The organism is Clostridium sp. AF19-22AC, from assembly GCF_003479085.1.
Classification (GTDB): domain Bacteria; phylum Bacillota; class Clostridia; order Lachnospirales; family Lachnospiraceae; genus Faecalicatena_A; species Faecalicatena_A orotica.
Genome location: NZ_QUGN01000014.1, coordinates 1 through 26,583, shown reverse-complemented (window position 1 = coordinate 26,583; position 26,583 = coordinate 1). Strand labels below are relative to the sequence as shown.

The window sequence follows — 26,583 nt, the reverse complement described above, 5'->3', positions numbered from 1 at the left end:
AACTAAATGAAAACTATACCCTTCCGTATGGTACCCCCACCGCAAAAAATATCTCAACGGATCTTGATGAATTTATTCTTGCACCGCAGGAATATCTTAAAACATAAACTTAACTTTTAGGTCTGCTCTATATGCCTGTCCTGTTGGGATTAAAAATAATTCCTCCGGCTGAAAAAGTAACCTTCCTTTTGGGAATATCTTTTGAACTTTTTTCATGTATAATTCCATTATATTTAAACGCTTCATATTCATAATTCCCAAGTAATATATCTGAAATGCCATTTCGATATATGTTTAGAATATCAACCGGAAGCTCAAATCTGCTATATCCATCCAGTTTCAATTTTTCCTGCCCATGTGACGGAAATAATCTTTTTATGCAGTGATTCATCTTACAGAGTAGATTTACGGAATCATAATATTGTTTCAGCGTTGCCGAATTGGGAAGCCATGCCCATGCCTCCCATGACAGTATCATATCACCTGAAAAGAGCCAGCCTTTATTTGCCTCATATAAAGCAATGGACCCTAGGGTATGTGAAGGAATCTCAATCACTCTCATACAAAGATTTCCCAGATCAATAGTATCTCCGTCTTTTACTGGTGTGATATGTTCTGCCGGACCAGGATTCCATCCTAGCAGATCTTTATTACTAATACCTTGACGAAAATATGCCATCTCACCACTCTTTTTATATATTTCTTCTAAGAGATGGGATTCTGGTTCATCGTATCTTCCAACATATACAGCAGGAAATTGGTTATTTCCTGCTGTGTGATCGAGATGTGCATGTGTATTAATGACAGCTATAGGCTTAGTCCCGCACAAATCTCTAATAACTTTTTTTAGATTTATAAGACCGCTTCCTGTATCAATTAATAGAACCTTTTCACTTCCGTTTATAATAAATAATGTTACTTTTTGCTGTTCATCCACCGCCCACAATTGATCATCTAATTGTTTTATACACGTAATCTCTGACATTTGTCTGCTCCTTAATTTATCACTATTCCTCATCTCCTTTATGTCTGCCGTTCGTCAGATCTGCCGATATCTTGTCATATTTCTTATCTAGGTTGTAAAAGATCATGGCACCCAGAGTAACCAAGGTACATATTGCAGGTACCCAGATAAATGCAAAATTAATTGATGTCAGAGAAGACGGCGATGTCGGAGCGGAACTAAAATTACCTGCTGCTAAAATCCATCCAAGAATCGCAGCCCCCAGACCGGATCCTATTTTCTGACAAAAGGAAGCTGCTGCATTTCCCATGCCGACGGCAGAAAATCCATCTCTCCATTCACCATAGGTAATCGAATCCTGAAGCATACCGTACATAGGTGCTGCAATTGCACCGAACCCAATCCCCTTCACAACTGACATAACAATAAGGAGTGTTGTGCTGTCCATCGCAAACGCAGTTCCCCCGAATCCGATAACTGACAAAATTAAACCGGTGATGCATAGATTTCTTTTTGATAATTTCTTCATGACAAATGGAGTGATAAACATCGTAATAATCTGTGCCATTGAAACTGCATTTGCCAAAGGCGTATATAGATCTGTATTATTTAGTCTGTACTGTGCAAAATACACCCCTGAGCCAAAAAATGTTGACATCATGATATTCAGCATAAACATCAGGACAATTACTATAATCCAATATGGATTTGTGATTAGCCCCTTTACAATTTTAGAAACAGATACGTTTGCATCCATATTCCCAGCTCTGTTTTCTGTCTGATTTCCACCCACAATATCATTTATAACTTCTGTTTTCTTTTCTAAACCTTCTGTAACACGTTCTCTGCAAAGCATAAAACACAGTACATTGCAAACAACTGCAGCAGCCATTAAAATTGCGATAGAAATTCTCCAACCGTCATGTGTATACTGATCTCCATTTCCAAAATATCTTGTCATTTTAAGCAGAATTGTATTTAATGTCATTGTTGCAGCCGTAGAAGTAATAAATTGTAAATTTCCCAGCAGACCTCTTTCATATTGGACCAGTGTCATAAATCCATTCATCGAATTAAAAGGCACACTCATCCCTGTATAAAATATAGTGGCTACCAAATTATATGTGATAAACATATAGGCAGTTAACCCTGCTCCGTTAAGGCTTGATGGTGCTCCAAACATCAGCACTGTACACACTGCAAGCGGCAGACATAATCTGAATATCCAAGGCCGCGCCTTTCCGAATTTACTTTTCGTGTGATCAACAATATAACCCATAATCAAATCTGATACGCCGTCAAAAACTCTAGATATTGCAATCACACCTGCCGCAACTGCAGGATCTGCACCTGCGACACTGATATAATAGACTAACAAAAATGAGGATAATAGTGAAAATGTAATATTAATACCATAACCCCCAAAACTATACCCTGCTCTTTCACTAAAAGTCAGCTTACCACGGGGATCCAATTTACCATTCATAGTTTTTACCTTTCTTTATTCATGTTATTTAAATAAAATTTCCATTATACAAATCTGACAATTCTTTTAAGCCATCTGTCAACCAATGGAATCCATTGCGCTACTGTATTATTGATATCATCTTCGTTCTGCGATGTAGTTATGTCCGCAAGTGCCAGTCCATGCTGTCCTTCTCCAAATATATGAAATTCGTAAGGAACTCCGCATTCTGCCATAGCACTGACTAAACGTATTGAATGTCTTGGGTCAACTGCCTGATCTGTAGATGTGGTCCATATAAAAGTCGGTATTGTCTTTTCGGTTACAAGATAATTTGGGCTGCATTCTCTCATTCTTTCCGGAATTGGATCTGCATCGCCAAAAAAATCAAAATACATCCATCGGTAAGCATTTCTTGTTGCTTCATCCAGACCCAGATTATATTCCAGTTCCCAATCTACAAATGGATAACCGGCAATACAGAACGCCGGGTGCAGTTCTTCTTCCATTGCATGCAATCCTTTTGTTAAGACACTGCGAAACCAACTGGATGCATATAGAGTGCAATTGTGTGCGCCTGCTGAGAAACCGCAGATTCCGATCTGTGTTATATCAATATGCCATTCTTCTGCCCTACATTTAATCAAAAGTATGGATTTTCCCAGTTCCAGTAATGCCGCAGGATATTCTACAGTCTTATTTCTGGCCGGAAGGATGTCCATATTCTTAGGCCATGCATTTTCATTTCCATTGATCACAGAATACTTAAGCACAAAAGTTTGAAATCCCATCCCGCAAAATTTCATTGCAACGGGTTCTGCCTCCCTGTCTGAAATAGTGATATAAGCACCTCCGGGATTAATAATTATTGCCGGTCTTTTTGCACTGGCGGACAGTTCAGCAGAATCATCCAATATATATGACGTGAGTGTAACATCTTCCCTGTCTTCGTATAACCGCAATGTTTCAATTTTCATTCCAGTATCCCTCCCTCTATTTTATATTTTCTATCTGATGAACATAAGTATATCAAGCCTGGGGAGATTTTTTTATCAGTATTCTTCGATGTTTATCAGTATTTTTTACTATATATATAAACACAAAATAATATGGCGGTTCTGATTTCTCAAAATCGCCATATGCTTGCCATGTTTTGTATAGAAAGTAAACTTGCTTTTACTTTTATGATTCTTTAAAAAACTCTTTTATCCGATACTGGTCTCTGTATTGCTTAGGAGTCAGACCGGTAATCTTTTTGAATACTGAGCCGAAATGACTTCTTGATGAGAAGCCAAAATAATATGCAATTTCATCATAATTATATTCTGAATAAGTCAACAGGTTCTGCGCATAGTATATTTTCAACTGCATAATATAATCCGTAATTGTGATATTTTCTTCCTGACGGAAAACATTCGAAAGATAGCTCTCCGTCAACCCCATCTCATCTGCCATATCCGCAACAGATATTCTTTCGTGCAGATGCTTGTAAATATACTTTTTGCACTTATCAATATAAGGACTGATTTTCGCCGACTTTTCCTTTTTCCTTCTGGCTACTAGTTCTGTCAGCTCAAATTCAGCATTTCTAGTAATTCTAACCAACTGCTCTATATCATTTTGATTTTCTACCTGAGCCATAAAAATATCACTTAAGCGAAAAGCTTCTTCGGAATCTAATCCACCTTCTATTGCTGAACGCACTGACAATACAATTACAGTAAGACAGTTGTTTTTTACGGAACGTATTCTGTTTTTAGAGCTTACACCTAATTTTCCAATTACCGGCTCGCTTAAAGCGCTTTCCAGTTTTTTAATATCACCTTCACGAATCGCGTTTTGCTCTCTCTTCTCCTGCATATAAGAATTATGAATCCATCCATTTTCCTGTTGATTAAAATGATACCTGGTTCGATGCTCTTCTATGATTCTTCGGTATTTGGCATTCTCTCCCATTTGAAAAAACTCTATAAAACTAACTTCTATGCCCGTAAGATACTCATAAAGCATTAACATTGTTTTAATTATTGTTGTAAAAAGACAATAATAGCTTCTGTTTTGTGTCAGTTTTCTTTCATTTTCCATCGGTCTAAGCGGACCTATAAGAAAAACATTCAAGTCCAGATCAGTAACTGTGCCATATAAGCTGTCATCATCACGCTTCATAATTCCGATTTTTAAGTCAATCGCATTTGTAATCTCTTCTTTAGAAAAATCCGGACAGGTACTTTCATGAATTTCCGCATATTTTATTAAAACATTTCCATTTTGATTCACTTTTACAATTGGAACATTTAATATAGTTTCCAAGTATCTACAAAACTTTTCTTCACTAAGGCCCGGTATTTCCATTTATGCAGCTCCTTTTCTTTTTCTATATTATAAATGAACACTTTGCAAAAGCACAATAGTTTTTTCTGTTGCTATCTAAACTGAACTAAAAAAGAAGAAAACCGAAATTAATTTTTACGTCTAAAACAAATAGCAGAGGATACCACAACTAAGGTGTCCTCTGCTGAAACCTCTATCACTTATTTATCTGCCGGAATCTCAATTACAAGGTCAGACAGTGGAAATGCCACACACGGATGGATATAACCAAATTTAAAGTCTGCCAGCCTGCGGCCATCCACACTCTTAGGAATATAGATATTCCCTGATTTAAGCAGGGAATGGCAAAAACCACATTCCCCGCTGCGGCACCTTGACGGCACAGCAATTCCATTTCTTTCAAGGGTCTGCAGAACAGAATCGTTTGCACTGCCTACAACTGTCTTTGTCTCATCACGGATGGAAACGGTAATCTGCACCGTACTGTTTTCGCAGCCCGGATAATCCTCCTGTTCTGCCGGATTGTGAACCTCACCAAACAATTCATGCCGGATATATTTTCTTTCCAGATTCATACTTTCCAGCTCTTTGTCCACGAATTGGTACATAGCCTGGGGACCGCATAAAAATACGGAAAATGGTTCATTAGCCGGTGCATACTTATGTATTAATTCTGCATTCACAAAACCGTGCTCATAACCTTCCCTTTTTTCATCAGATAAAACATGTACCACCTTCACACGGCTGCATGCCGCTTCAAGGGCATCGAATTCTGCCTTATAAAGAATCATATCCTCTTTCCGGCTGCCATAGAGCAGGACCATGTTAAAATCTTCATCCTCATTTACAATAGCACGGGCCATAGATAAAAACGGGGTGATTCCACTTCCTCCGGCAATTCCGATGATTGTCTTAGCATCTCGGATTGGTGAATACGTAAAGAAGCCTGACGGTCCTGATACTTCGACTTCATCTCCCTCTTTCCAGTGGTCCAGAATATAGCAGGATACCAGCCCGTCATTCACGGATTTAATGGTCAGCTCATAAAAGCCCTCCAGTGCACTTTTCGGAGAGGAGGAGATGGAATAAGCCCGGTTTACCTTCATTCCCTGAATATCCATAAACACATTTAGGTACTGGCCTGCCTGAAAATAGGCGCATTCTGTAGTCCCGTGTGACGGGTCGGGAACAAGGCGGTAACATTTTGCATCCGGTGCCATCTCAGTAACCTTTTCAATCTTCATATACTGGCGGTTTGGATGGAGCCGTTTTGCCAGTTCATTGACCGGAAATGTTTCCGGAATGGAAGCGGCAGAAGCATTGTCGATTCTTTTCTGTCTTTCAGCTTCTATTTCTTTGAATGTATTTGGATCTAATTCTGCGAATGGTTTACTCATCTTACAACGCCTCCTTTTCTTTTTGTGCACGCATAATTTCTGACCCGGCATCAAGCCCGGATAAATACGCACTGCTGTAACCGTCTCCGCGGTGTGTAGACGCGCCTACAAAATACAGATTGTCTATAAACTTCTCTTTGTCTCTTGCGACAGTTCTCTGGATAAAAGCATCCCACATATTCATCTGATATCCGTAAGGTGTTCCCTGTGGCGTGTTCAGATACCGGGCAAAGGTCGGCGGTGCTGCAATCACAATTTCTTCAATATATGGCTTAATCGTAATTCCGAGCCCCTTTTCACAATCTTCAATCATTTTCATTGCTATATCATTTTTTAACCGGTTATATTCTTCCGGTGTTACATCATCCCATCCATTCCCAAAAAAGAAAGTTGTGAAAAACAGCTGGCTCGTGCCCTCCGGAGTACAGTCAGGAATAATCTTATTCAGACAGTTCATGATGGAATATCCGCAATATTCGTGGGTATTGCTTGCCAGCCGCTGCTGTTCATTCGAGTCAGAAACAGGTGCTACGAAATTCGAATAAGCAGTGATGCCCAGTTCTTCAGCCGTTTTGTTCATGCCCAGATAGACCGTGACAAATGATAATCCCAGTTCCCGGCTGTTTACCAACTTCACGGCACGCTCCGGCACCTCTTCTGCATCTATCATGGAACCATATACTTTATCGGGATAAGCACTGCTGACAATGTACTCTGCATCATATTCCCTGCCGTCAATGATCACGCCGTAAGCCTTTCTGTCTTTTACAAGAATCCGGGTAACCTCTGTGTTATACCACACATCGCCGCCTTTATCTCTTACCGATTTCTCCAGTGCCAGAGAAATCTCATGAGAGCGCAGCTTCGGCTGGCCTGCCCCGTATATAACATAGGTGAGGAGCATGGTAGCATAATTCATAAAGTCCATCTGATCTTCCGGTGCTCCGAGATAGCACCAGTAAGAGGACAGAATGTGCTGTGCCTTTATTGGCATCCCAATGCTGTCTAGTACTTCATGGATGGTATGTCCTGCCATCCGGTAAAAGTCCTGATACTTTTCTTCGAATACGTTTGAATCATAATCTGGTGACATCAGGTAGTCCCTTGCCTCTGTTCCCAAAGCAGCCAGCCGGAATACCTCCCTTGTACTTTCACCGCTGCCCGGAACAAGCTCCTCCATCTTTCTGCAGAAATTATCAATGCCGCAGGGCATATCCGCATCAATTCCTTCATTTGGTACCACTAAACGGAAAGTTCCCGCCATATCAGTGAACCAGTCAACGTCAGCCCCCAGCGCCCCGATCAGCCTGCGGATCGGCCCGGGATTCGCCTCTGTCCCTACTGCGGCTAGCTCATGCAGGGACGTTTCAAATTCAAACCTCCCCCTCACAAAACTGGTGGCACTGCCGCCCGGAATGTTGTGTTTATCCACAAGCAATGTTTTCAGTCCGTTTTTCGCCGTAAATGCCGCAGCAGACAACCCACCATTTCCCGCTCCGATTACGATCACATCATAATGTTTACTCATTTTAGCCGTTCTCTCCTTTCTTTTACTCCTGTTCACTGTTTATAACAGAGCGTGTTATAACACGTTCTTTATTTAGATGATATACCCGGAAAACAAGATTGTCAAGATAATCACGCATGATATCGCATAAAATGCCAGGAAAACAAGCCGCCTTCCATAATTCCCTTGACATATCACGCTGTAGTTTCATATAATTGTTCTTGTTATAAACAGATTTTTGAACGTGTTTTGAAAGGAGAAAATACCCGTGGGATTTAAAAAACTGGTCGCCCCAAGCCTGACTGATCTCTTTGTCAATGAATTGAAGCGTATGATTTTATCCGGTGATTTACAGATTGGAGACAAGCTGCCGCCCGAACGTCAGCTTGCTGAAGAAATGAATGTAAGCCTTGCAGTGATACATGGGGGGATTACCCGTCTGACTGACCTCGGTTTTCTGAATGCAGTGCCGCGTCAGGGGGTATTTGTCTCAGACTATATCCGAAATGGAAATATGAATACGATGAAGGAGATTATGGAATATACCGATGATAATCTGAGTTTTGATATTCTTGAACCGATTATCAATTTCCGTCGCAGTATCGAATTAAAGGCCACCCTGCTGGCCTGTGAAAATGGGACAGAAGAATCTTTTGTCATCCTTTCAGACCTTGTCAGGCGTGCAGAAGATCCTGAACAATCTGAGCACCTTCCTGAGATTGGATTTCAATTTCATCATGAAATCGCTGTTGCGGGCAAAAATATCTATTACCCTATGATCATGCAGACATTTAAACCACTGTATATCTTGTTTTATCAAATGACTATTGAAGCAGAACCACAGGCAAAGTTTGCGGAGCCGCTGACCCTGCTTTTATCTGCAATAAAAAAGAAGGACACAAAAGATGCTGCCCTTCTTATTAATAAATCAATTGATCATTGGATAGACATACTAGCTAAAAATTATCCTGCCGGATAGCGGTGTGCAGGAAGCACACTATTCTTCTTTGAAAATAGGAATGAACTGCTGTGTAATAATATCTATCATTCCAAGGTCTGTCAGCCGGGCATTCGGAACAACCGGTAATGGCAGGATGGCCATGACGAACAGTGGGAATTCGACGCCTGTCATTCCCATCGTTTTCAGTGCCTCTTTGAAATTTTTGCTCTGCGCGGCAATCACTTCAATCGGGGTATTGGACATCAGCCCTGCAACCGACAGTTTCATTTCTGCAAGTACTTCACCATTCATCACACTTACATAGCCGCCCGCATTTTCTTTTAAGCGTGTGATTGCTTTCAATGCATTTTCCGGCTTATCATAAATAACGACAACATTATGGCAGTCGTGTGCTACAGTGCTTGCCACCGCCCCTGTCTTAATACCATATCCGCGGACAATGGCCTTTCCCATCGTTTTTAGTCCATAACGGTTAATAACGACTGCGTATTTTAAATCTTCATCTGCTGAAATATCCACATAACCATCTTTTATGTTAATCTTTTCTTCTCTGAACTCCGTTAAGAACCCTCTTTCGTGGTCAAACAGAATGATATTGCAGTCCATCTCCCCATTCTCAATCGGAGCTTTTATCCTCAGGTTTTCTTCGCAAATGTCACCTAAGTTTACTGTATTTCTGCTCTCTACGTCATACTGTTTCTCCGCAATCTCTACTTCCATTCTGCCGTCTTTGGCAACCAGTCTGCCGCCAAAGAATACCGCTTTCGGTTCCATTTGTTTCAGATCATCCATTACAAGCAAATCTGCTGCATACCCGGGAGCGATTGCCCCAATGTTCTTGATTCCGGCTTCTCTTGCTGCATTAATTGTACCAATTTTAATAGCGTCTACCGGGTCCAGGCCCGTCTCTACTGCCATTCTTGCAATATAATTCTCATGCCCCCTCTTCAGGATATCATCCGATTCCGTATCGTCTGTCGCAAATGTAATGTTATCGAAATACCGGAAGTCTTTCACGCTATTGATGATACTCTTAATATCCTGTGATATGGAACTTTCCCTTGCATCTACATTAATGCCGATACGGATTCTGTCTCTGGCGTCAATTCCTCCGATCGCCTCATGGTCGCTCATTGGACCGCCGCATGCATAGGCAGATAATTCACGTCCATAAATACAGAATGCATGACCCTGGACAAATTTTTCCTTTCCCAGGCATTCCCCTAACAGGCTGACCATCCTCTCAGCATTATTCATAACCCCATAATAATCCATGACTTCCGCAAGTCCGGCCACACGTTCTAATTCAAATAGTTCATTGATTTCCTTTGTCCCAAAAGTTGCCCCGCCATTTTCTTTCCCAGGCAGTGAAGGTACGCAGGATGGCGCAAGTATAAGCTGGCGCATCGGCAGGTCTTCACTGCATTCGTGCATGTACTTAACCCCTTCTACCCCGAGTACGTTACCAATCTCATGAGGGTCTGTAATGACGGTTGTCGTCCCATGCGGCACGACCGCCTGCGCAAAATATCTTGGAGTCATCATTGTACTCTCAATGTGGATATGCGCATCCACGAATCCGGGTGTAAGATAAGCCCCCTCAGCATCATAGTATTCTTTGCCCTCCATTGGTTTTTCTTCTCTGCCCAGATGGTCCGGGTCACACTGTATATGTGCAATAAATCCGTCACAAATACCCACTTCTGCTTCATAAATCTCACCCGTAAACACATTCACCATCTTCGCATTTTTGATTACCAGATCACATGGGATACGCCCCATTGCTGCATCGACAAGTTTCCTTCTGTCCTTTGGTTCTACTCGCATACGTTTCCTCCTTTGAAAATAGGTATTAAGGTATTACCTTTGATAGTTGCTATATAAAAACAGGACAATGCCTGTTTTTATTTTTTGATTCTATACAAATCAAACTGTATGATATTTGTATCGAAAAATGCCTCTCCATAAATTACCGGAACTACATTCTGGTCAAATCCTACTGATGAGAGCTGAAGGACTGTCTGATTCATAATCTTTGTTTCATGTCCCAGATATTCTTCCATTTCCTGCCTGCTTACAGCCTGCAGCTTCACTCTGTCACATTCCACTAATGTACGCCCGTATTGGGCTAATATCTCAAAACAAGAATGTGCATTCCAAACCTCATCTGACGGAATGTCATCTAATATCCTCTTCGGAAAATATCCCCTTGCGATAATTGCCTGAACTTTACCGGCATACAATGCATACTCAACTTCAACCAGAGGTTCCCCCTGTTCCACATCAAGTAACTGTGCCATGTCTGCATCTGCACTCTTTTCACAGAGTAAGTTGATCTCATGGCTGGGCTTCTGTCCTGCCCGGCGGATAATATCACTGAAATCAATCATCTCCGAGAGATTCACTTTTACTTTCAATGCTTCTTCGTTCACGAAAGTTCCCTGACCATGCTTCCGCATAATCATACCTTCTGATTCCAGCTGACCTAACGCACGTCTCAGTGTTACACGGCTGATACCAAGCGCTTTGGATAAATCATTCTCTGACGGAAGTTTACGAATACCGTTCTTCTCATTATTCTTAATATAATCAACAATCTGGTGTCTGACCGAATCTGTCAGACTATTTTTTCTTACCGGTTCAATATTCATGTAACGATTATAGCACTGGTCTAAATGGCTGTCAATCAGCTTTTCATTTTTAACGGATAACCCCTTACCGGATAAACCTTATTAGATGAAATCCACAATATCTCCATTAATGCAGATGGACTGGTGCCTGATTTCATTTGGCACGATGGCTTCTCCCAAATTAATACAGACATAAGTGGCATTTGGATTCGCGGCTGTCATCTGCCAGAAAGGATATTTGATCCAGACCGGCGTATTTGCCCCAACACCCAATTCTAAAAATAAAACCTTCATTTCTTCGTGGCTGCGGATAAATTCATCATAACGGTTCTTCGCCTCATGCCATCCTGCATCTTCCACAAAAGTTCCGTCACACCGCAGATTCATTGTCATAGGTTTCCCACAAACCGGACAATTTGGTATTAAATCCGTGGGAATTTTTCTGTTTTTCTGCCGCGCAATCATTTCCCGGACAACTGCCTCGTTGTCATATGTTTCCTGATGGCATGGTACACTGCACTGCCACAGACCGTAATCCCCCTGCATATAAAACAACCTCTTTTTATCGAACCCGGCTTTCTGGAACTGGTGGTCCACATTTGTAGTAATTACGAAATAGTCCTTATCCTTTACAAGCTCTAACAGATTTTTGTATACGGGCTTTGGTGCATCTACATAACGGTTGTAGAAAATGTGACGGCTCCACCATGCCCAGTATTCTTCCAGTGATTCATACGGCCAGAACCCGCCGCTGTACATATCCGGCATATGATATGCTTCAATAAAATCTGCAAAATATGTCTTAAACCGTTCCCCCGAATAAGTCAGACCGGCAGAAACGGACAGACCAGAGCCGGCCCCGATTACTACCGTATCGGCTTCCCGCAGCTTTCTTCGAAATATTTCCGGATCACCGGAGCAATCTTTCATAGAGGTTTTTGTCTGTTTCTTTGAAAACATTAAAAATCACCTTCTTTATACTGGTTTTCTTCTCCATAAACTTTTTCACGGTCCGCACTGCAATTTCCGCTGCTTTTTCATTTGGGAAATGAAATTCCCCTGTTGAAATACAGCAAAAGGCGATGCTTTCCAGTTCTTTTTCTGCTGCCAGTTCCAGACAGGATTGGTAACAGCCTGCCAAAAGTTCACAATCTTCCTTTGTCAGAATTCCCTGGATAATCGGTCCGACTGTATGCAAAATATAGCTGCAGGGCAGATTATAGGCCTTTGTTATCTTCGCTTTGCCCGTTTGTTCTTCATGCCCCTGCCGCTCCATAAGCTCTGCGCACTCCAGACGGAGCTGGATTCCACTGTAGGAATGGATACAATTGTCTATGCAGCGGTGGTTAGGCACATAGCAGCCCGTCATGCCGCTGTTCGCCGCATTAACAATCGCATCACAATGCAGGGTTGTAATATCTCCCTTCCAAAGGTACAGGCCATCCGACACAGGTCTTAAGTCATCCAGCTCAGTCACGCCTTTTGCTTTCGTTTCGGCCTGTAAGTACTTGTCCTGCACCGCAAGAAATTGTGGGCTGATCTTTTTAGGGCTTCGGATATTCATGAGTCCCCGCAGGAGCTGTTTCTGATCTTCTTCCTGATCTGGTATGCTCATGCCGCTGTATCTGTCATCCTCCTGCAAAAGTTCCCGGATTAAAAACATTCTTCTCTCACTCTGATTCATTCTTATCCTCTTCTCACAATAACCTGTTTTGCATCAATATACTTTTTTGTATCACGTCTCACATCTTCTAAAGTAATTGAAGCAAGCTCTCTTTCTATATTTCCTACACACTCTACTGCCTTATAATATACTTGGGGCTCGTTGTAATGTCAACGGTTACATTTTGAGAAGATCACTTTTCCTATACTTCCTTACTGGAAGGACTTCGAGCATAACCACTGCAAGAACAACTGTTACCGGCATTGCTTCCATTTGTTTCTGAATAGATTCAGGCTTTGTTACATTCTTAGCAACATCATCTCCTAGATACCATCCATAGTATAGGTTGTAGGATCGAATATCAGGAATACTTAACATTTCACTTTCCATTTCTAACATGAATACATTCCATTATATGCGTATACAAAAATTCCCGTATAGGTGGTTCCACCCCTAAAACCGTTGTAAAATGGAAGAATATGCCCTTATTTTTTTCCCTCCATTTTTGTTTTATTTACGTCACATCCAGAACAAAGCTTCTTATATGATAAAAACCGCCACATATCTACTCAAAATGCAGCGGCAGTCAGGTTCAATACCTTAGTCTCGAATCCCTTTCATAAGTGGAATCAGCATCAGCAGGGCAACAATTCCTATCAGCCCGATTACGATGCCAAGGATCATTTTATTAAATACCATCGTCAGGCACATGCCTATACCCAGCAGCAGAGCACCTATAACACCAACCGCTACAGAACCTACTGTTTTCGCATTCAGCTTAATGGGTTCTTTCCCTTCCATTTTTCTCCACGCAAGCAATGTGATCAGCAGGATAACGAGACCGGCGACACCAACGATAATCCCCTTGTTTAGCATGCCCCATTCCTCGATCAATGCCATGCACATACCCAGTGCAAAAAACACACCGCCGATTGTTCCCAGGATCAAGGCAACAAAATTACTCTTTTTCATAATATCTCCTCCGTTTTTATTTAGGTTTTATTATTTGGCTATTAACTGTACTAAGGATATAATTACAATTACTCCTAAGATAACACCAACTCCCGCTCCAATACCTAATACTGCTTTCTTCATGATAAAATCCTCCTTTTTACATGTCTTCAATACCCATTACCAGACCGCCTGTACCCCATTTATTTCTTTTTCTTTACAAACACTGCCACGACACCTGCCGCTATTACAACAATTGCTGCTACTACAACCTTTAACATCCCATTTCCTCCTTTCCCATTCTGTCTGCAGTATCATGATATTATTGCAGACTTTATCTGTTTTCTGTACCAGATTTCCTGTCACTGTATTGATCTGATGAAAACAGAATACAGCAGAAATATTTAACTTTTAATTGAATCTTGTTTCTGTAATATTAAAAACAAAGGAATAAAAACGAGTTTCGCTTGCGAAACTCGCGCCTGCGGCGGTCGCCTCGCGACATCTACCTTGTACGCCGCAGTGTGCATCCCGCCGGGAGGGCTTTTTATCTTATAGGCGCACTTTCCTATAAGATAAAAAAGAACCGCCGGCTTTGACGATTCTTTTTCTTACTTTCAATTACACTCCCTATATCAACAGATCTTTCCCTTTCCTGCACACCTCATAAAGTTCTTCCATTTCATCTTCGATCAATGGCTGTATCTTGGCCGACCTTTTTCTGATAAGCACCCGGTACACAAACCAGGGGGCAATCCAGCCGGCAAATCCCGGAATGGCAAGAATGATACACAGCGTAATAAGCGGTGGATCTACAGTCACTGCAAATACGGAGCCTGCCATACAGGCAGTGCCCGTAACGCCAATCACCATTGCTGCAATTGTTGCAAGGGTGGCTTTCGACTTTTCCAGCCTGTCAATTTCCAGAATACAGCCGTCAAAATTTCTCTGCAGCCTGGTCAGTTCCACCTTATTGCATATCTTCCTGTCCCGCCGGAAATTTAAGGTCACATACCCTCCCGGCTGGGTCCGCTCCTGTGCGATCCCTGTATTTGGATCCTCTTCCCATCCGAAACAGGGATAACTGTCCAGATATAAAGAAGCATGTTCCTTCAATATTTCCTTTCTTTTATACTCGTAACCCACATATTCGGATCCGACTTTACTGACTTCTGCCATGCGTTCACTCCTCCTGTTCTTTACCTTCCTGTTCCTTTTCCGTCATAAGGGAAACCGGGAACCTCACACGGAAAACAGTTCCTTTCCCTTCTGTGCTTTTCACCGTGATCGTCCCTCCGCTCATCTGCAATATACGGAGAATTAACGACAGCCCCAATCCATTTCCTTCCGTTGCATGGGAAGTATCCCCCTGATAAAACTTATCAAACATCCGCTTCATGGTCTGTTTTGACATACCACATCCTGTATCAGATACCTCTGCCGTAATATATTCCTTGTCAGAATACTGGCGTATGCCCACTGTACCGCCTGCATCCGTAAATTTAAACGCATTAGATAAAAGGTTGTTCCACACCAGTCCCATCAGCTCCCTGTCCGCCTCCACATAAGCACAATCTTCCATATCCGCTTCAAATTCAATCCCTTTCTTTTCCCAGACCGCCTCAAACCCAATGGCACACTCGGCCAACTGGCCGCACAGGTCATACCTTTCGGGCTTCGGCTGTATCTTCTGACTTTCCAGTTTATTGAGTTTTAGAACATTAAAAATCAAGGTAGACAGGCGTTTTGTACTTTCCAGTATGGCGTCTGCATACTCCCGCTGCACAGTATCCAGTTTTGTTCCCTGTAATAGCTGTACATAATTATTGATAGCGGAAAGGGGCGTTTTCATTTCATGGGACACATTTGCTGCGAAATCATTCTTCAGCGTTTCAATGGAACCAAGCTCCGCCACCATCTTATTAAAATCCATATACAGGGTGTCAATATAATCCATATCATTGGGCGCGTGGCGGAGCGGGAGGTATACGGAGAAATCTCCCTCCGCGACCTTCTTCGCAGCAATGCTCAGCCTGCGGATCGGGCGCTCCACCGTCATGTACTTATGCAGATTGAGCGCCGACAGAATCACAGCCGTAACTACAACACAGTAAATAAAATACCATTTTACATAAGGCCCGGACTCATCCCGGATCAAATGGATGCCCCCATACAAAACAGTGGGCAGCATCATCAAAGTACCCACTGCAAAAAACAATGCGAGATAAATGGGGAATACAAAATAGCTCCGGGATATTCTCGGATCTGTTGTTTTTTCCTCCTGCTTCATAGGATCACCGCCTTATATCCCAGACCTCGGATTGTCTTGATCTGTATGTTCTTACAGACAGAAAACTTATCCCTCAGCTTTGTCACATAAACATCCACTGCACGGAGCCCTGTGTCACTATCCACACCCCAGAACTCATCCAGAAGCTGCGCCCTGAAAAAGGTATGGTTCGGATAAGACAGCAGCTTAAACATAATATTAAATTCCCGTGTCGTAACGGTAATCTCCTCATCGCCGTACATGACCGTCATGGCGTCCGCGTCCAGAATTAATTTCCCCACCACCAGCCTCCGGCTTTCCTCAATATTGGCACGCCGAAGAAGCGCCCTGACCCGCATCAGAAGTTCACTCATGTCAATGGGTTTAACCATATAGTCATCAATCCCTATATCAAACCCTTTCTGTTTCGATATCATATCATCTCTGGCGCTCATGAATAGAATTGGAATCCGTCTGTTGAGCCTGCGGACATTCTCCGCAAATGCAAATCCATCAGTCCCCGGCATCATGATGTCAGAAATAATCAGGTCATAAAGCGCTCCGTACATTTCTTCATAGGCACGCTCCACTGAAAGTACGCCTTTTGCCTGATATCCGCTGTTATTCAGATATGCACAGACACTCTGCGTCAATTTTGCGTCATCATCTACCACAAGTATAGAAATCATCTTTCCTCTTCCTTTCTTTCCAGACAGGCATTTTTCTGCGCCTCCATTTTCACGATCCGCCAGATCAGATATCCGCCCAGCAAAGCGGCCACAGCCCCCATGATAGAACCAAGCAGCCCGTTCACGGATGGATTCTGCACATCATCTGCAAATGCAAGAATCGCTGATTGGGTCAGCACCAGAGAGATCAGGGAAGTTCCAAGGCTGATGGTCTTAATCGCATGGAGCACAGGGGATTTTGCTTTCCTGTATTTCATGACTCCCCGCAGATTCACCCCAATTTCAGTAAAAGTGATCGTAGCAATGGTGATCGCAGTAATTTTCCCATAATACACCATTTTGGGATGCCAGATTGTCCACAGGGAATATGCTACATAAAGCAGGCTTGCCGCCACCATAACTGCACCTGCCAGACGGTAATAATCATACTGGCTTCTCCGCCCGTCCTTCTTCACTAAACCCGCCAGCGCACAGTACCGCGCTAATGCCATCCCCAGGGTATACCCGCCATTCATACAGACAAACCCCGACAGGGAAAACAACCCTGACGCAATCTTTCCCATGCCAAGAAGAATGCTGAAACCGCCTACAGCCCCGGTAATATGCAGGGAACGGCTGTCGGACGCATTATTATTTTCCCGGACCGCACTGCTGATCTCCTTTATCGCTTTTTTACCTGAACTCAGCCAATGTAAACCCATCTGCAGCTCCCTCCTGCATGATTAAAACCGGATTGCCACATTCAATGCATGATCTGCATCCGATGCCGTCCGGATTGCCTCGTCAATCTCATCAATCGAAAATTCATGGGTAATGACAGATTCCAGATTCCATCTTCCGCCTGCCATCATGTCCATGACATCCTTTACATCTTCGGGAAAATATCCGCCGGAACCAATGATGCTTTTCTGTGCGTAAGTCATATGAAGCAGGTCAAGCTGACGCATTGAATTGTTCACTGCCACGGACACAAAGCGGCTGCCTATTTTCCCATGCGCCATAAAATCCTCCAGAATACTTTCATGGCCTGCGGCATCCAGAAAGATGTCCGCATCCGCCGTATCCCCCATAAGAGCCGGCGCCGTGCCAAAATATTCCTCTGCTTTTTCCCACACAGGTTCTTTTACTGTATTGCAGACGTCAAATCCGAGTTCTCCTGCAATATGCAGCCGGTAATCTGATAAATCACAGACCATTACCTGCTCCATACCAAAATGTTTCAGAGCGACTGCCGCAGCCAGACCAATGGTTCCGCAGCCAAACACTATAGCTTTTTCTCCCGGCTTCGGCTGTCCCCGCCTGGCCGCCCTGCATCCCACCGTAAAAGGTTCAATCAGACAGGCCAGCCGGTCTGAAATCTGTTCCGGCACGTCATACAGGGAATAATTCTTTTTCGCCTGCGGTACAAGGATATATTCGGAAAATCCGCCAATGGTACCCGCCCGTCTGGTGTCATTTTTGGCGTAGCGGGGATATGGATAAACTCTTTCCCCTATCTGAAATTCCGTCACATTTTTACCTACCGCCGCAACCCTGGATACTGTCTCGTGGCCAAATTCCCCTCCAACAGCAATCCTGTGTCCTGTATTCGCTCCATGCTGATAGACCGCCACATCTGTTCCGCAAATACTGGAATAAATATTCTTGATCAAAACATCATTTTCCCCGCATTCCGGCAGGGGAAGTTCTCTCACCTCTACCTGCTTTCTTCCTAAATAAATTGCCGCTTTCATCTTTTCCATTCCTCCATATCAGTACAATGCTATCTGAGAATATCATCTGTTCGTTTTCATTCTGTTTGAGTTTTGTTTTAGAAATATTAAAAATAAGGCATTTTCGTTCTTTTTCCCAACGCGTGTTGCTATTATACCTGTTTTGTATTATGATTTTATCACCAGCTTCCGCACTGTTCAATCATCAATACGTCAATTCGTGTTGGAATAAAGGAGATTTTTGATGAATACAAAGAATAACAAAAGATTTCGTGATATGGATAAGAAATTGAAAGCCACAATGCTGGAGCTTTTAGAGACAACTGATTTTGAAAAGATTACCGTAAAGTCCATATGTGAAACTGCCCATGTAAACCGATCCACCTTCTATGCCCACTATTCCGATGTCTATGAGATCATGGAACAGATGGAAGAACATCTGAATGAAGAACTGTTGGAAAGCTATTCCGGCAGCCCACAGGAAAAGGACAGCGTATTCCCCATGTGGCCGTTCATCCCTTTTCTGCGCCACATTAAAAAGCACGCCTGCTTTTACCGGACAGCATTAAAGCAGCGCAGGGACTTTCCACTAAAACAGGGATATGAGCCTATGTGGAACCAAATCATAAAACCCAAATGTATTGCCGCAGGTATCACCTCAGAATCAGAAATGCTCTATTATTTTGTCTATTTCCAGGCAGGCTTTACAATGGTTCTGAGGCGTTGGGTAGATACCGGATGCCATGAGTCAGAGGAAGTGGTTGCCCAGATTATAGAGAACTGCGTACCTGCTATATGGAGCACAGTACGATAATGCGGGTGCACCGTGGATAGGTTATTAATTCCCCCTATTTTCAGAGGTGCAAAAATATACCAATTGCGGAAATTGCAAAAAACCTCTATTGTAGCAGTCTTGTAAATTTCAGATATACGAAGTATCATGGCTGTAGGAGGGAAACAAAATGGGTTATTTAACAGCCAGTGAAATGGCACAAATATGGAATGTTTCAAGCCGCATGGTGGCTTACTACTGCAAGGCAGGAAAAATTGCAGGGGCAATGAAAAAGGGCAAAACATGGCTAATACCCGCATACGCTGAAAAACCGGTGGACAATCGGTTTTCTACAAACAAAGTTATAGTTGATGATAATCCCGAATTGCAGGGAGAACTACATAAAATTAACCGCATGGATTCAGAGAACAATGCTGTTTATCGTGCCAATGATATTTATAAAAACCTCGGACTTACGAGGGAAACACTGCGTTATTACGAGGAAATCGGGCTGATAGAGCCACAAAGAAACAAAAACAGCCAATACCGTGAATTTACCTTTGAGGATGCTTCCCGCTTAATGTCCATTGATTTTTACAAGAAGCGCGGTTTTACGCCGCTTGAAATAAAAGAACTTATGGAATCCGGGGAGCGTAACGGTATCACCTCGTTAAGTAGAAAAATAAGCGAGGTAGAAAATAATATCCGCATACAACAGCGTATTCTAAAACGTCTTGCCGAAACAAAGTTTTTTTGTGAGTATGCTGCCCTTTCGTCTAAGTTATTCACGGTGAAAGAGCTGCCGCTATATTTGGTGCTTGAAACTTTTGATGCAGTATCTTCCCTTAATGATTACAAGGATAGAGTGCTTGCATTCATGGATTTGCCAGAGGACGATATTTTATCAAGTCTTGTTCGTGCAGTTACCTTTGACCAAACCGGGTATAAAGGGACAAAGATGTGCCTTGTAAGGCGTGCTGTAAAAGAAGTGCAAGCTGGAGAAAAAACATATCTTGAAAGCGGTAAATGTCTGCATACTATATTGGAAGCAGACAGTCACGACGATTCCATTATGGAAAAAATGTTTTTTGCCGCCTATGGCTGGGCAGAAGAACATAAAGAAACCTTCAAGGGTGTTGTCTATATTTTCATTCGTTTTGTTGAGCTTTCAGGGCATACAGAGCGCAATTTTTACGAGGTGTTTATCCCTTTGGAATAAAGAAAAATCCCCTATTGACTTGGGGGTTACCACCACCCTTAAGCTTATTGGTAAAGGGAGGAAACAATCATTATGACGAATACAGCAGTAGAAATTTGTAATTTGACAAAGGTATTTGACGGCAAGGAGGTTTTGCAGGGGTGTAATCTAACCGTGCAAAGCGGTACGATTTACGGACTTCTTGGTGCAAACGGCGCAGGCAAGACCACCATGTTTAAGTTAATCACAGGCTTGCTATCCCCGACTGCCGGAAACATAAAAGTGCAGGGGGAAACATTGTCCATTGACAAAAAAGACTTCCTGAGAAAAATGGGGATTTTGATTGAAACGCCCGTCTTTTATGACCATTTATCCGCAAGAGAGAACTTGGATATTCATTTAAGTTACATGGAACACAGCTTTGAGAAAATCGAGCAAGTATTAGAAATGGTGGGGCTTGGCGATACAGGAAAGCAGCCTGTTTCTAAATTTTCTCTTGGAATGAAACAACGGCTTGCTATCGGACGGGCAATCAGCCACTCTCCGCAGGTTTTGATTTTAGACGAGCCAATCAACGGGCTTGACCCTATGGGAATCCGGCAAATACGAAATTTGTTCTTATCTCTGGCAAAAGACGGCATGGCACTCCTTATTTCAAGCCATATTCTGAGCGAGATTGAGCATATCGCGGATGTGGTTGGCGTTCTTACAAACGGAAACGTTGTGCAAGAGGTGGCTTTATCCGAAATCAAGAAACAATACCCGAACGGCTTGGAGGAATATTTCTTTCAGATTATGAGCGGAGGTGCAGGAGCATGAACATGCTAAAATTAGAGCTAAAAAAAACAAACATAAAGCCTTATTTTCTTTCTGCTATTGCCATATTCGTGTGCATTATGGGGCTGACATACATACTTGCATGGGTGCCCCATTTGGATTCAGGAGACAAAAATGCAGCTATCCTATTCTCCACCTATCAAGGAATCGCGGCAATCTGTAATGCGATTGCTTTAATGTCTTTTTCGATATTGGCTTCTGCTATGGGTTATCGCTATTTGACAAAAGAATACTGTGGCGTGGGTGCAATCCTCTTATTCAGCTATCCCATAAACCGCAAATCTGTTGTATGGGCAAAAGCGGCGGTAATTTTGCTTTTCATCAGCACCACAATGTTCTTAACTGAATATGGTGGCTTTCTAATTTTTATCGGGACAGATTCAGTTCTCCAAATGGTAAATGATACCCTGGTACTGGGCGATTTTATGTTAGCGTTTAGGAACGCTTTGGTACTGGTGTGCCTTGCGGACGGTATAGCGTTATGCGCGATCAGCATCGGCTTTATCAAAAAGTCAAATTCTGTAACCATTATTTCCGCTGTTATAATAAGTATGCTTTTGATAAATCCTGTAGCGGCAATCAATGAGCAGTTTCTACCAGTTTTATTCCTCGCAGTAGCGGCTCTGATTGGAGGTATTCTGCTCACCATTAATGTCTCCCACAAAGTAAACCGCATGGAAATATAGTGGCAAAGTTTGCCTAAATAAAACAGTGTATCAATAGCAGGAATCCACAGCCTGCAGATCCATCTCCTGCTTTTCGGGACTGCCGGGTACATCAAGATCAGCACCGGCAATTCCGTACAAGCTTTATTTCAACTGATCTAAACGGCCGTTTTGAATTGCTTTTATGTTCTTTGCAATTCTTTCCTCCGGCCAGTTCTTCCAGTTCCCTGATTTCTTTTTCCTCCTGAGCAATGATTCGTTCACCAAATACCTTCATCCAACAAGACGTACTTCATCTATAATGCCCTGATAAAACAGCTTGCTGCAAAATATGTCCTTGCATAGCTTCCGTTAAATCCTTTTTCTTGGAGGTACTAGGCAAATCCAGAAAACAATCCACCACAAACACATTGAAGTGATAAATATGCGACCACCGAAATGGTGGCTTTGGCCCTCGATATCTGTGCTTACCATAGCCAAGTCCTTGCACAGCACCACCTAAAGAATTCACATGCTCCCCATGTGGGATATTCCCTGGGATTACAGATGTGGCGGGAATATTCCAAATGACCCAATGATTATAGGCTGATATTGGATGGTCCATATCATTCATAATGATTGCGATAGATACAGCATCTTTGCTTAACCCAGTCAACACCAATTCGGGAGAGCTATCCGCTCCATACCCGGTATACTCTATTGGAATCATCCCCCCGTGTTCAAAACAGGGGGATGTAATCATCAAATGCTCCATTCGCTTACCCTCTCAAATTCGATACGCCTTATTAGCCAAAAGCGCTCGTTGTCTTTTACCAACAATGCGCAGATATATTTATAAGATACATTCCGCATTTATAGTCAATCTCCATTATCTTCAACAGTAACATTTTTCAATTATATTACATTTTTTCATCTTATTTTCTTTGGCAATCTCCACATATTTCAAAATAAAAACCGGCCTGCATCTTCTACACTTAAAGTAGCATTTACCAATACGACAGCAATTCTGTAAACGTGCTACCACTTATCATAATGAACCTTTGCCGTTTCCCATCGGGGACACAATTCCTTTTCTTCGTCCGGCCAGCCAAATGCAATCACGGAAATGGGTTCCAGCTTATTGGGGAGTGCCAATTGTTCAATGAGCAGCTTTCGCCAATCAGAATTGGGTACTACCCCACACCAAACGCCTCCAAGACCTAAGCCGTGAATACAGAGCAGTATGTTTTGTGCAGCGGCGGCACAATCTGCATACAGGAACTCTTTGATCCCCTCCCTGTTTTTATCGCCGCAAACTGTAATTGCACCTGCGGAGTGCTCCAGCATAGCCGCATTTGAATTGTGCCGGGCCAATATGGATAGCACACATCTGTCTCTTATCACAATAAAATGGTATGGGCGCTTATTCTTTGCCGTAGGAGCGCACATACCCGCATAAAGAATGGCGGATACCATATCCTGGCTGACTGATTTGGCCGTGAATTTTCGTATGCTCTGCCGTGTTTTTATGGCGTTGAATACATCCAGACCGCACTTTACATCGGTAATCTTATCAGACTTACCTGCAACGGACTCCAAATCTTCGGAGGACATCGTGATATTCGCAGTCATTTCCTGCCCGTCAAACCCTATAGACTTTTGCATCGCTTTATCTAAAACCATAACAAATTTTCCATTGCCGCGGGAAAGCAATTTACTTCGGTATTCGATGCCATTGATTGTACCGCTTACATAAACGGTTCCCTTGGGTTTATGAAATACCTCTTTTGCATTGAATGGGATTTCAACGATAGTCAGCCTGCCTGAACCGTCCTTTTTGATCAGTGCATCAAATTGTTCCATTTTACCCCTCCATGTATAATCAGACAGTCAATCATTCCAACTGGCAGCATCCTGTGGCAGCGCCACATTATAATATCCAAGTAAATATATACTTAGATTTCGATAACATTACCGCAAGACATATAATTCATATTATCCATTTGTTGAGATAGATAATGATATGCCTTTTCACCAGTGCAATGACAAGTATAAAATTCAATATCTTTATACTTTTGTAATTCCATAGCAATACTGTTTAACAATTCTTTTGATACTGTTTTCTTTGTAAGTGGGTTGAACAAATGAAAACCACCAATACAAAAATGTGGTTGATACTTCTTTGCTTCTTCCATGATATTTACAACACCAGCATGCCCACACCCCATAATAACTACTACTTTGTTTTCTGAAATAATCAAGTTTTGTTCGTGTACAAAAGTATCTTTGCCCTTTTTATCATAAAGAGCATTATTGGCAGGAGAATAAAATTTATTTGTTTTACTCACTGTAAATAACGATAATTCTTCATCAATTTTATAATTACCATTCAATAGTTTGATTTGCCTATTAGATTTAAGCTGACTATCAAGTCCAACTGGTATTTTAAGGAATAAGGTTTTACTGTAATGTGGTTCAAAGGCTTCCTTTTGCACATAGATATTTGCCACAGAATTAATATCTAAAAACTTTTGCAATGCTCCTCCGTGGTCAAAATGCCCATGAGAAATAATAACAGTATCAACTTTTGAAATATCTATATTTCTTTTCATAGCATTTTCAAATAATGTGCTATCTGATCCTAAATCAAATAAAATTTTATGTGATTTCGTTTCAATATATAAGGAAAGTCCGTGTTTTGTTTTAAGTTCTGACTTAGTCGTATTTTCAACTAATGAAGTTATTCTCATAAAATCTCCTTTACAAATTCAGATTTTTCAGTCTGACAAGCTGGAATTTGTAGAGTTTCTAGCCTATGTTTCACTTGTACTTCCAATTTCAAGCAAATTCCCCTCTGGGTCAGCTACATAAAAATTGCGGATACCGAAAGGATAAGTGATGGGTTCTCCCGTAGGAAACTGCACACCCAACTTTGACAGACGCTCATACTCCAAATCTACTTCAGCAAAATTGGATAGCCAAAGGGAGATTTCAAATGTCTGATTGATACCCTTTGGAAGTACATAGTCTTCTCCTATTGCTTTTACAAATTCTTTCCTGCTATACATAAATAACGATAGTTCTCCACTTGCAGTTTCAAAATCCGCAAAAGGTCCACCACTCCATTGAGTTTGAAAGCCTAGTGTATCTCTATAAAATTGAACCATATTTTCTATGTCACCGACCAGCAGACTCACACCGATACGTACATCTTTTCCGTTCATTATCAATACCTCCTCTCATACAAATTCTAATTGAACAGTTCTGCAGACTGAGTATTTACTTTTCAATAGATATAAATGGAGGAAATGTATCTGGACTGTCGACGCGCTGCATTGATTTAGTATCCACATCAAAACACCTGCCATCATACTCATAGTGCAGCTTTCCGTCCTTATTATAAAAACGATGCTGCGATTGGAATGCTACCGGCTTAAAACGCCCGCCTTGTACAGGCTGATCCCGGTATAAAGCCTGATCCTCCGATAATTTCAGCACATCATGTTCAAGACGCACATCATAAATACCGCTTATAATGGCCTCCGCCGCCACATGTTTCCCCGAAGCAGATATAAAACGAAAACAGCCTGTAATGCTCCATTCTCCAGTTCATAAACTAATTCCTTTGTAAACAGCGTTTTGCCATTCACATTTGCTTCTAAAAAGTCAATGATCGTTTTCACAGTTGCCCCTCCTTTCCGCGCCAAAACTTAACCTGCCACGGCTAAAATAGTATTTATCGGCCTCTTAATCTTTTCATTTATGTGTTCCTTAAAACACAAACATGACAAATAACAGAAGATATGTTTTCTTAATATCTCTATTGACCAACAGATAGGTAACCCCATATATAAATCCGCCAAGGATAGTCAATAATCCCGCAAAGAGCGACCCTTTTGTCAAAATATGCCCTGCCCCCCAGGTCAATGCAGCCACGATTCCGCCATATGGAAATTTCTGATTCCCAAACCATTTTTCAAATGCCTTTTGCCCAAAAACGATGATGAGTGTAAACAGCCCTGTTTCAAAAACATAATATATATACTGAAATATAAACTTCAGCACTCCGTTGTAATAAAACTCTTTTACAACCTTTAATCCACCCCAGTCAATATATGACACGGACAATGTAAATATCAGACATGCGCCCACAGCGATCCACTGAAACGGTTTCATTCTCTCCGTTTTCTGAAACAGATCAAAACCATATTTACATTTTGCCTCTTTAATCAGCAGAAAAATAACAATGCCCCAAAGAATACATGTTATGACCCAATGAACAATATTTTGTAAAACTGACCACTCACTCAAGGCGCCTCCGTATAAAAACGGTTCTATAAGAAATGCAAGAAGCGCTTCTATTCCCAGTCCCGCAAATGCATACAATGCAAGACACATATAATCCCATCCTCTGGTTTTATCCATACCTCATACTCCTTTTCTTGCTTATCTTGCAAGGTGGCTCTAATATCCAATTCCACTCCAAAAAAACATAAAAATCAGCACACATCCCCATGCATTACCAGTGTAACGGTAAGATACTAACATTCCATAAATTAATATAAACTCAGTTACAGCACCTATCATACTGTA

At 42.0% G+C, this 26,583-nt stretch carries 29 protein-coding genes; 5 read left to right on the top strand and 24 right to left on the bottom strand.

Annotation, left to right across the window (positions count from 1 at the left end; genetic code table 11):
- Positions 1-127: 127 nt before the first annotated feature.
- The 6 genes from DWX43_RS16090 to DWX43_RS16065 form a co-directional block, all read right to left on the bottom strand.
- Positions 128-985 carry an MBL fold metallo-hydrolase gene (locus DWX43_RS16090; protein WP_182440730.1) on the bottom strand — a complete coding sequence of 286 codons (858 nt, stop codon included), beginning with the start codon at positions 983-985 and terminating at the stop codon, positions 128-130.
- Between the two features lie 22 nt (positions 986-1,007).
- A complete protein-coding gene (locus tag DWX43_RS16085; protein ID WP_118621008.1) occupies positions 1,008-2,450 on the bottom strand; it encodes an MFS transporter in 1,443 nt (480 codons plus the stop codon).
- 44 nt (positions 2,451-2,494) lie between these two features.
- The gene (locus DWX43_RS16080; protein WP_118621007.1) at positions 2,495-3,406 is read right to left on the bottom strand and encodes an alpha/beta hydrolase; all 912 of its coding nucleotides are present in this window, start codon (positions 3,404-3,406) and stop codon (positions 2,495-2,497) included.
- A gap of 205 nt (positions 3,407-3,611) precedes the next feature.
- Positions 3,612-4,781: a helix-turn-helix domain-containing protein gene (locus DWX43_RS16075; RefSeq protein ID WP_118621006.1), complete on the bottom strand. Its 1,170-nt coding sequence runs from the start codon at positions 4,779-4,781 to the stop codon at positions 3,612-3,614.
- A gap of 179 nt (positions 4,782-4,960) precedes the next feature.
- On the bottom strand, positions 4,961-6,157 hold the full coding sequence (locus tag DWX43_RS16070) for an iron-sulfur cluster-binding domain-containing protein (protein WP_182440729.1): 1,197 nt from the start codon (positions 6,155-6,157) through the stop codon (positions 4,961-4,963).
- 1 nt (position 6,158) lies between these two features.
- Entirely contained in the window at positions 6,159-7,685 is a 1,527-nt protein-coding gene (locus DWX43_RS16065) for an NAD(P)/FAD-dependent oxidoreductase (protein ID WP_118621004.1), read from the bottom strand.
- 247 nt (positions 7,686-7,932) lie between these two features.
- Between DWX43_RS16065 and DWX43_RS16060 the strand changes: the two genes are divergently transcribed.
- On the top strand, positions 7,933-8,643 hold the full coding sequence (locus DWX43_RS16060) for a GntR family transcriptional regulator (RefSeq protein ID WP_118621003.1): 711 nt from the start codon (positions 7,933-7,935) through the stop codon (positions 8,641-8,643).
- An 18-nt stretch (positions 8,644-8,661) separates the two neighbouring features.
- Here the strand turns inward: DWX43_RS16060 and DWX43_RS16055 are convergent, their stop codons facing one another.
- From DWX43_RS16055 to DWX43_RS16005, 11 genes are all read right to left on the bottom strand, one after another.
- On the bottom strand, positions 8,662-10,452 hold the full coding sequence (locus DWX43_RS16055; protein ID WP_118621002.1) for an adenine deaminase C-terminal domain-containing protein: 1,791 nt from the start codon (positions 10,450-10,452) through the stop codon (positions 8,662-8,664).
- A gap of 77 nt (positions 10,453-10,529) precedes the next feature.
- Positions 10,530-11,276 carry a GntR family transcriptional regulator gene (locus DWX43_RS16050; protein WP_118621001.1) on the bottom strand — a complete coding sequence of 249 codons (747 nt, stop codon included), beginning with the start codon at positions 11,274-11,276 and terminating at the stop codon, positions 10,530-10,532.
- An 81-nt stretch (positions 11,277-11,357) separates the two neighbouring features.
- Positions 11,358-12,185, bottom strand: a complete 828-nt coding sequence (locus DWX43_RS16045; protein ID WP_109733550.1) for a Sir2 silent information regulator family NAD-dependent deacetylase — start codon at positions 12,183-12,185, stop codon at positions 11,358-11,360.
- A complete protein-coding gene (locus DWX43_RS16040; protein ID WP_118621000.1) occupies positions 12,166-12,939 on the bottom strand; it encodes a protein-ADP-ribose hydrolase in 774 nt (257 codons plus the stop codon). Before DWX43_RS16040 ends, DWX43_RS16045 begins: the two co-directional genes overlap by 20 nt.
- Positions 12,940-13,095: 156 nt before the next feature.
- Positions 13,096-13,317: a hypothetical protein gene (locus DWX43_RS16035; protein WP_118620999.1), complete on the bottom strand. Its 222-nt coding sequence runs from the start codon at positions 13,315-13,317 to the stop codon at positions 13,096-13,098.
- A 201-nt stretch (positions 13,318-13,518) separates the two neighbouring features.
- Positions 13,519-13,890, bottom strand: coding sequence for a hypothetical protein (locus tag DWX43_RS16030; RefSeq protein WP_118620998.1), 372 nt, complete (start codon positions 13,888-13,890; stop codon positions 13,519-13,521).
- Positions 13,891-14,499: 609 nt separating this feature from the next.
- Positions 14,500-15,048 carry a hypothetical protein gene (locus DWX43_RS16025; protein ID WP_118620997.1) on the bottom strand — a complete coding sequence of 183 codons (549 nt, stop codon included), beginning with the start codon at positions 15,046-15,048 and terminating at the stop codon, positions 14,500-14,502.
- 4 nt (positions 15,049-15,052) lie between these two features.
- Positions 15,053-16,159: a HAMP domain-containing sensor histidine kinase gene (locus DWX43_RS16020; protein ID WP_118620996.1), complete on the bottom strand. Its 1,107-nt coding sequence runs from the start codon at positions 16,157-16,159 to the stop codon at positions 15,053-15,055.
- On the bottom strand, positions 16,156-16,827 hold the full coding sequence (locus DWX43_RS16015) for a response regulator transcription factor (RefSeq protein ID WP_118620995.1): 672 nt from the start codon (positions 16,825-16,827) through the stop codon (positions 16,156-16,158). The genes DWX43_RS16020 and DWX43_RS16015 overlap by 4 nt, the downstream gene beginning before the upstream one ends.
- Positions 16,824-17,528 (bottom strand): hypothetical protein, encoded by a 705-nt coding sequence (locus tag DWX43_RS16010; protein WP_118620994.1) that lies wholly within the window; start codon positions 17,526-17,528, stop codon positions 16,824-16,826. The genes DWX43_RS16015 and DWX43_RS16010 overlap by 4 nt, the downstream gene beginning before the upstream one ends.
- Positions 17,529-17,549: 21 nt before the next feature.
- A complete protein-coding gene (locus tag DWX43_RS16005; RefSeq protein ID WP_243099336.1) occupies positions 17,550-18,569 on the bottom strand; it encodes a zinc-binding dehydrogenase in 1,020 nt (339 codons plus the stop codon).
- Positions 18,570-18,783: 214 nt separating this feature from the next.
- Between DWX43_RS16005 and DWX43_RS27010 the strand changes: the two genes are divergently transcribed.
- The 4 genes from DWX43_RS27010 to DWX43_RS15985 all read left to right on the top strand — a co-directional run bounded on the left by DWX43_RS27010 (position 18,784) and on the right by DWX43_RS15985 (position 22,032).
- Complete coding sequence (locus DWX43_RS27010; RefSeq protein ID WP_182440728.1) at positions 18,784-19,353, top strand: TetR-like C-terminal domain-containing protein; 570 nt, start codon at positions 18,784-18,786, stop codon at positions 19,351-19,353.
- Between the two features lie 148 nt (positions 19,354-19,501).
- Complete coding sequence (locus DWX43_RS15995) at positions 19,502-20,530, top strand: MerR family transcriptional regulator (RefSeq protein ID WP_118620993.1); 1,029 nt, start codon at positions 19,502-19,504, stop codon at positions 20,528-20,530.
- A gap of 72 nt (positions 20,531-20,602) precedes the next feature.
- Entirely contained in the window at positions 20,603-21,328 is a 726-nt protein-coding gene (locus DWX43_RS15990; RefSeq protein WP_182440727.1) for an ATP-binding cassette domain-containing protein, read from the top strand.
- A gap of 2 nt (positions 21,329-21,330) precedes the next feature.
- Entirely contained in the window at positions 21,331-22,032 is a 702-nt protein-coding gene (locus DWX43_RS15985; protein WP_243099334.1) for a hypothetical protein, read from the top strand.
- A 271-nt stretch (positions 22,033-22,303) separates the two neighbouring features.
- On the opposite strand, the gene DWX43_RS15975 is transcribed toward DWX43_RS15985, so the two are convergent.
- The 7 genes from DWX43_RS15975 to DWX43_RS15950 form a co-directional block, all read right to left on the bottom strand.
- Entirely contained in the window at positions 22,304-22,765 is a 462-nt protein-coding gene (locus DWX43_RS15975) for a YbhB/YbcL family Raf kinase inhibitor-like protein (protein ID WP_118620990.1), read from the bottom strand.
- A 263-nt stretch (positions 22,766-23,028) separates the two neighbouring features.
- Positions 23,029-23,853 (bottom strand): nitroreductase family protein, encoded by an 825-nt coding sequence (locus tag DWX43_RS15970; RefSeq protein ID WP_118620989.1) that lies wholly within the window; start codon positions 23,851-23,853, stop codon positions 23,029-23,031.
- Between the two features lie 92 nt (positions 23,854-23,945).
- Complete coding sequence (locus DWX43_RS15965; protein WP_118620988.1) at positions 23,946-24,740, bottom strand: MBL fold metallo-hydrolase; 795 nt, start codon at positions 24,738-24,740, stop codon at positions 23,946-23,948.
- A gap of 63 nt (positions 24,741-24,803) precedes the next feature.
- Positions 24,804-25,214, bottom strand: coding sequence for a VOC family protein (locus tag DWX43_RS15960; protein WP_118620987.1), 411 nt, complete (start codon positions 25,212-25,214; stop codon positions 24,804-24,806).
- A 55-nt stretch (positions 25,215-25,269) separates the two neighbouring features.
- The gene (locus DWX43_RS15955; protein WP_243099332.1) at positions 25,270-25,542 is read right to left on the bottom strand and encodes a hypothetical protein; all 273 of its coding nucleotides are present in this window, start codon (positions 25,540-25,542) and stop codon (positions 25,270-25,272) included.
- Entirely contained in the window at positions 25,521-25,673 is a 153-nt protein-coding gene (locus DWX43_RS27390; protein ID WP_243099331.1) for a hypothetical protein, read from the bottom strand. The genes DWX43_RS15955 and DWX43_RS27390 overlap by 22 nt, the downstream gene beginning before the upstream one ends.
- An 88-nt stretch (positions 25,674-25,761) precedes the next feature.
- Complete coding sequence (locus DWX43_RS15950; protein WP_118620986.1) at positions 25,762-26,415, bottom strand: hypothetical protein; 654 nt, start codon at positions 26,413-26,415, stop codon at positions 25,762-25,764.
- Positions 26,416-26,583: the final 168 nt, after the last annotated feature.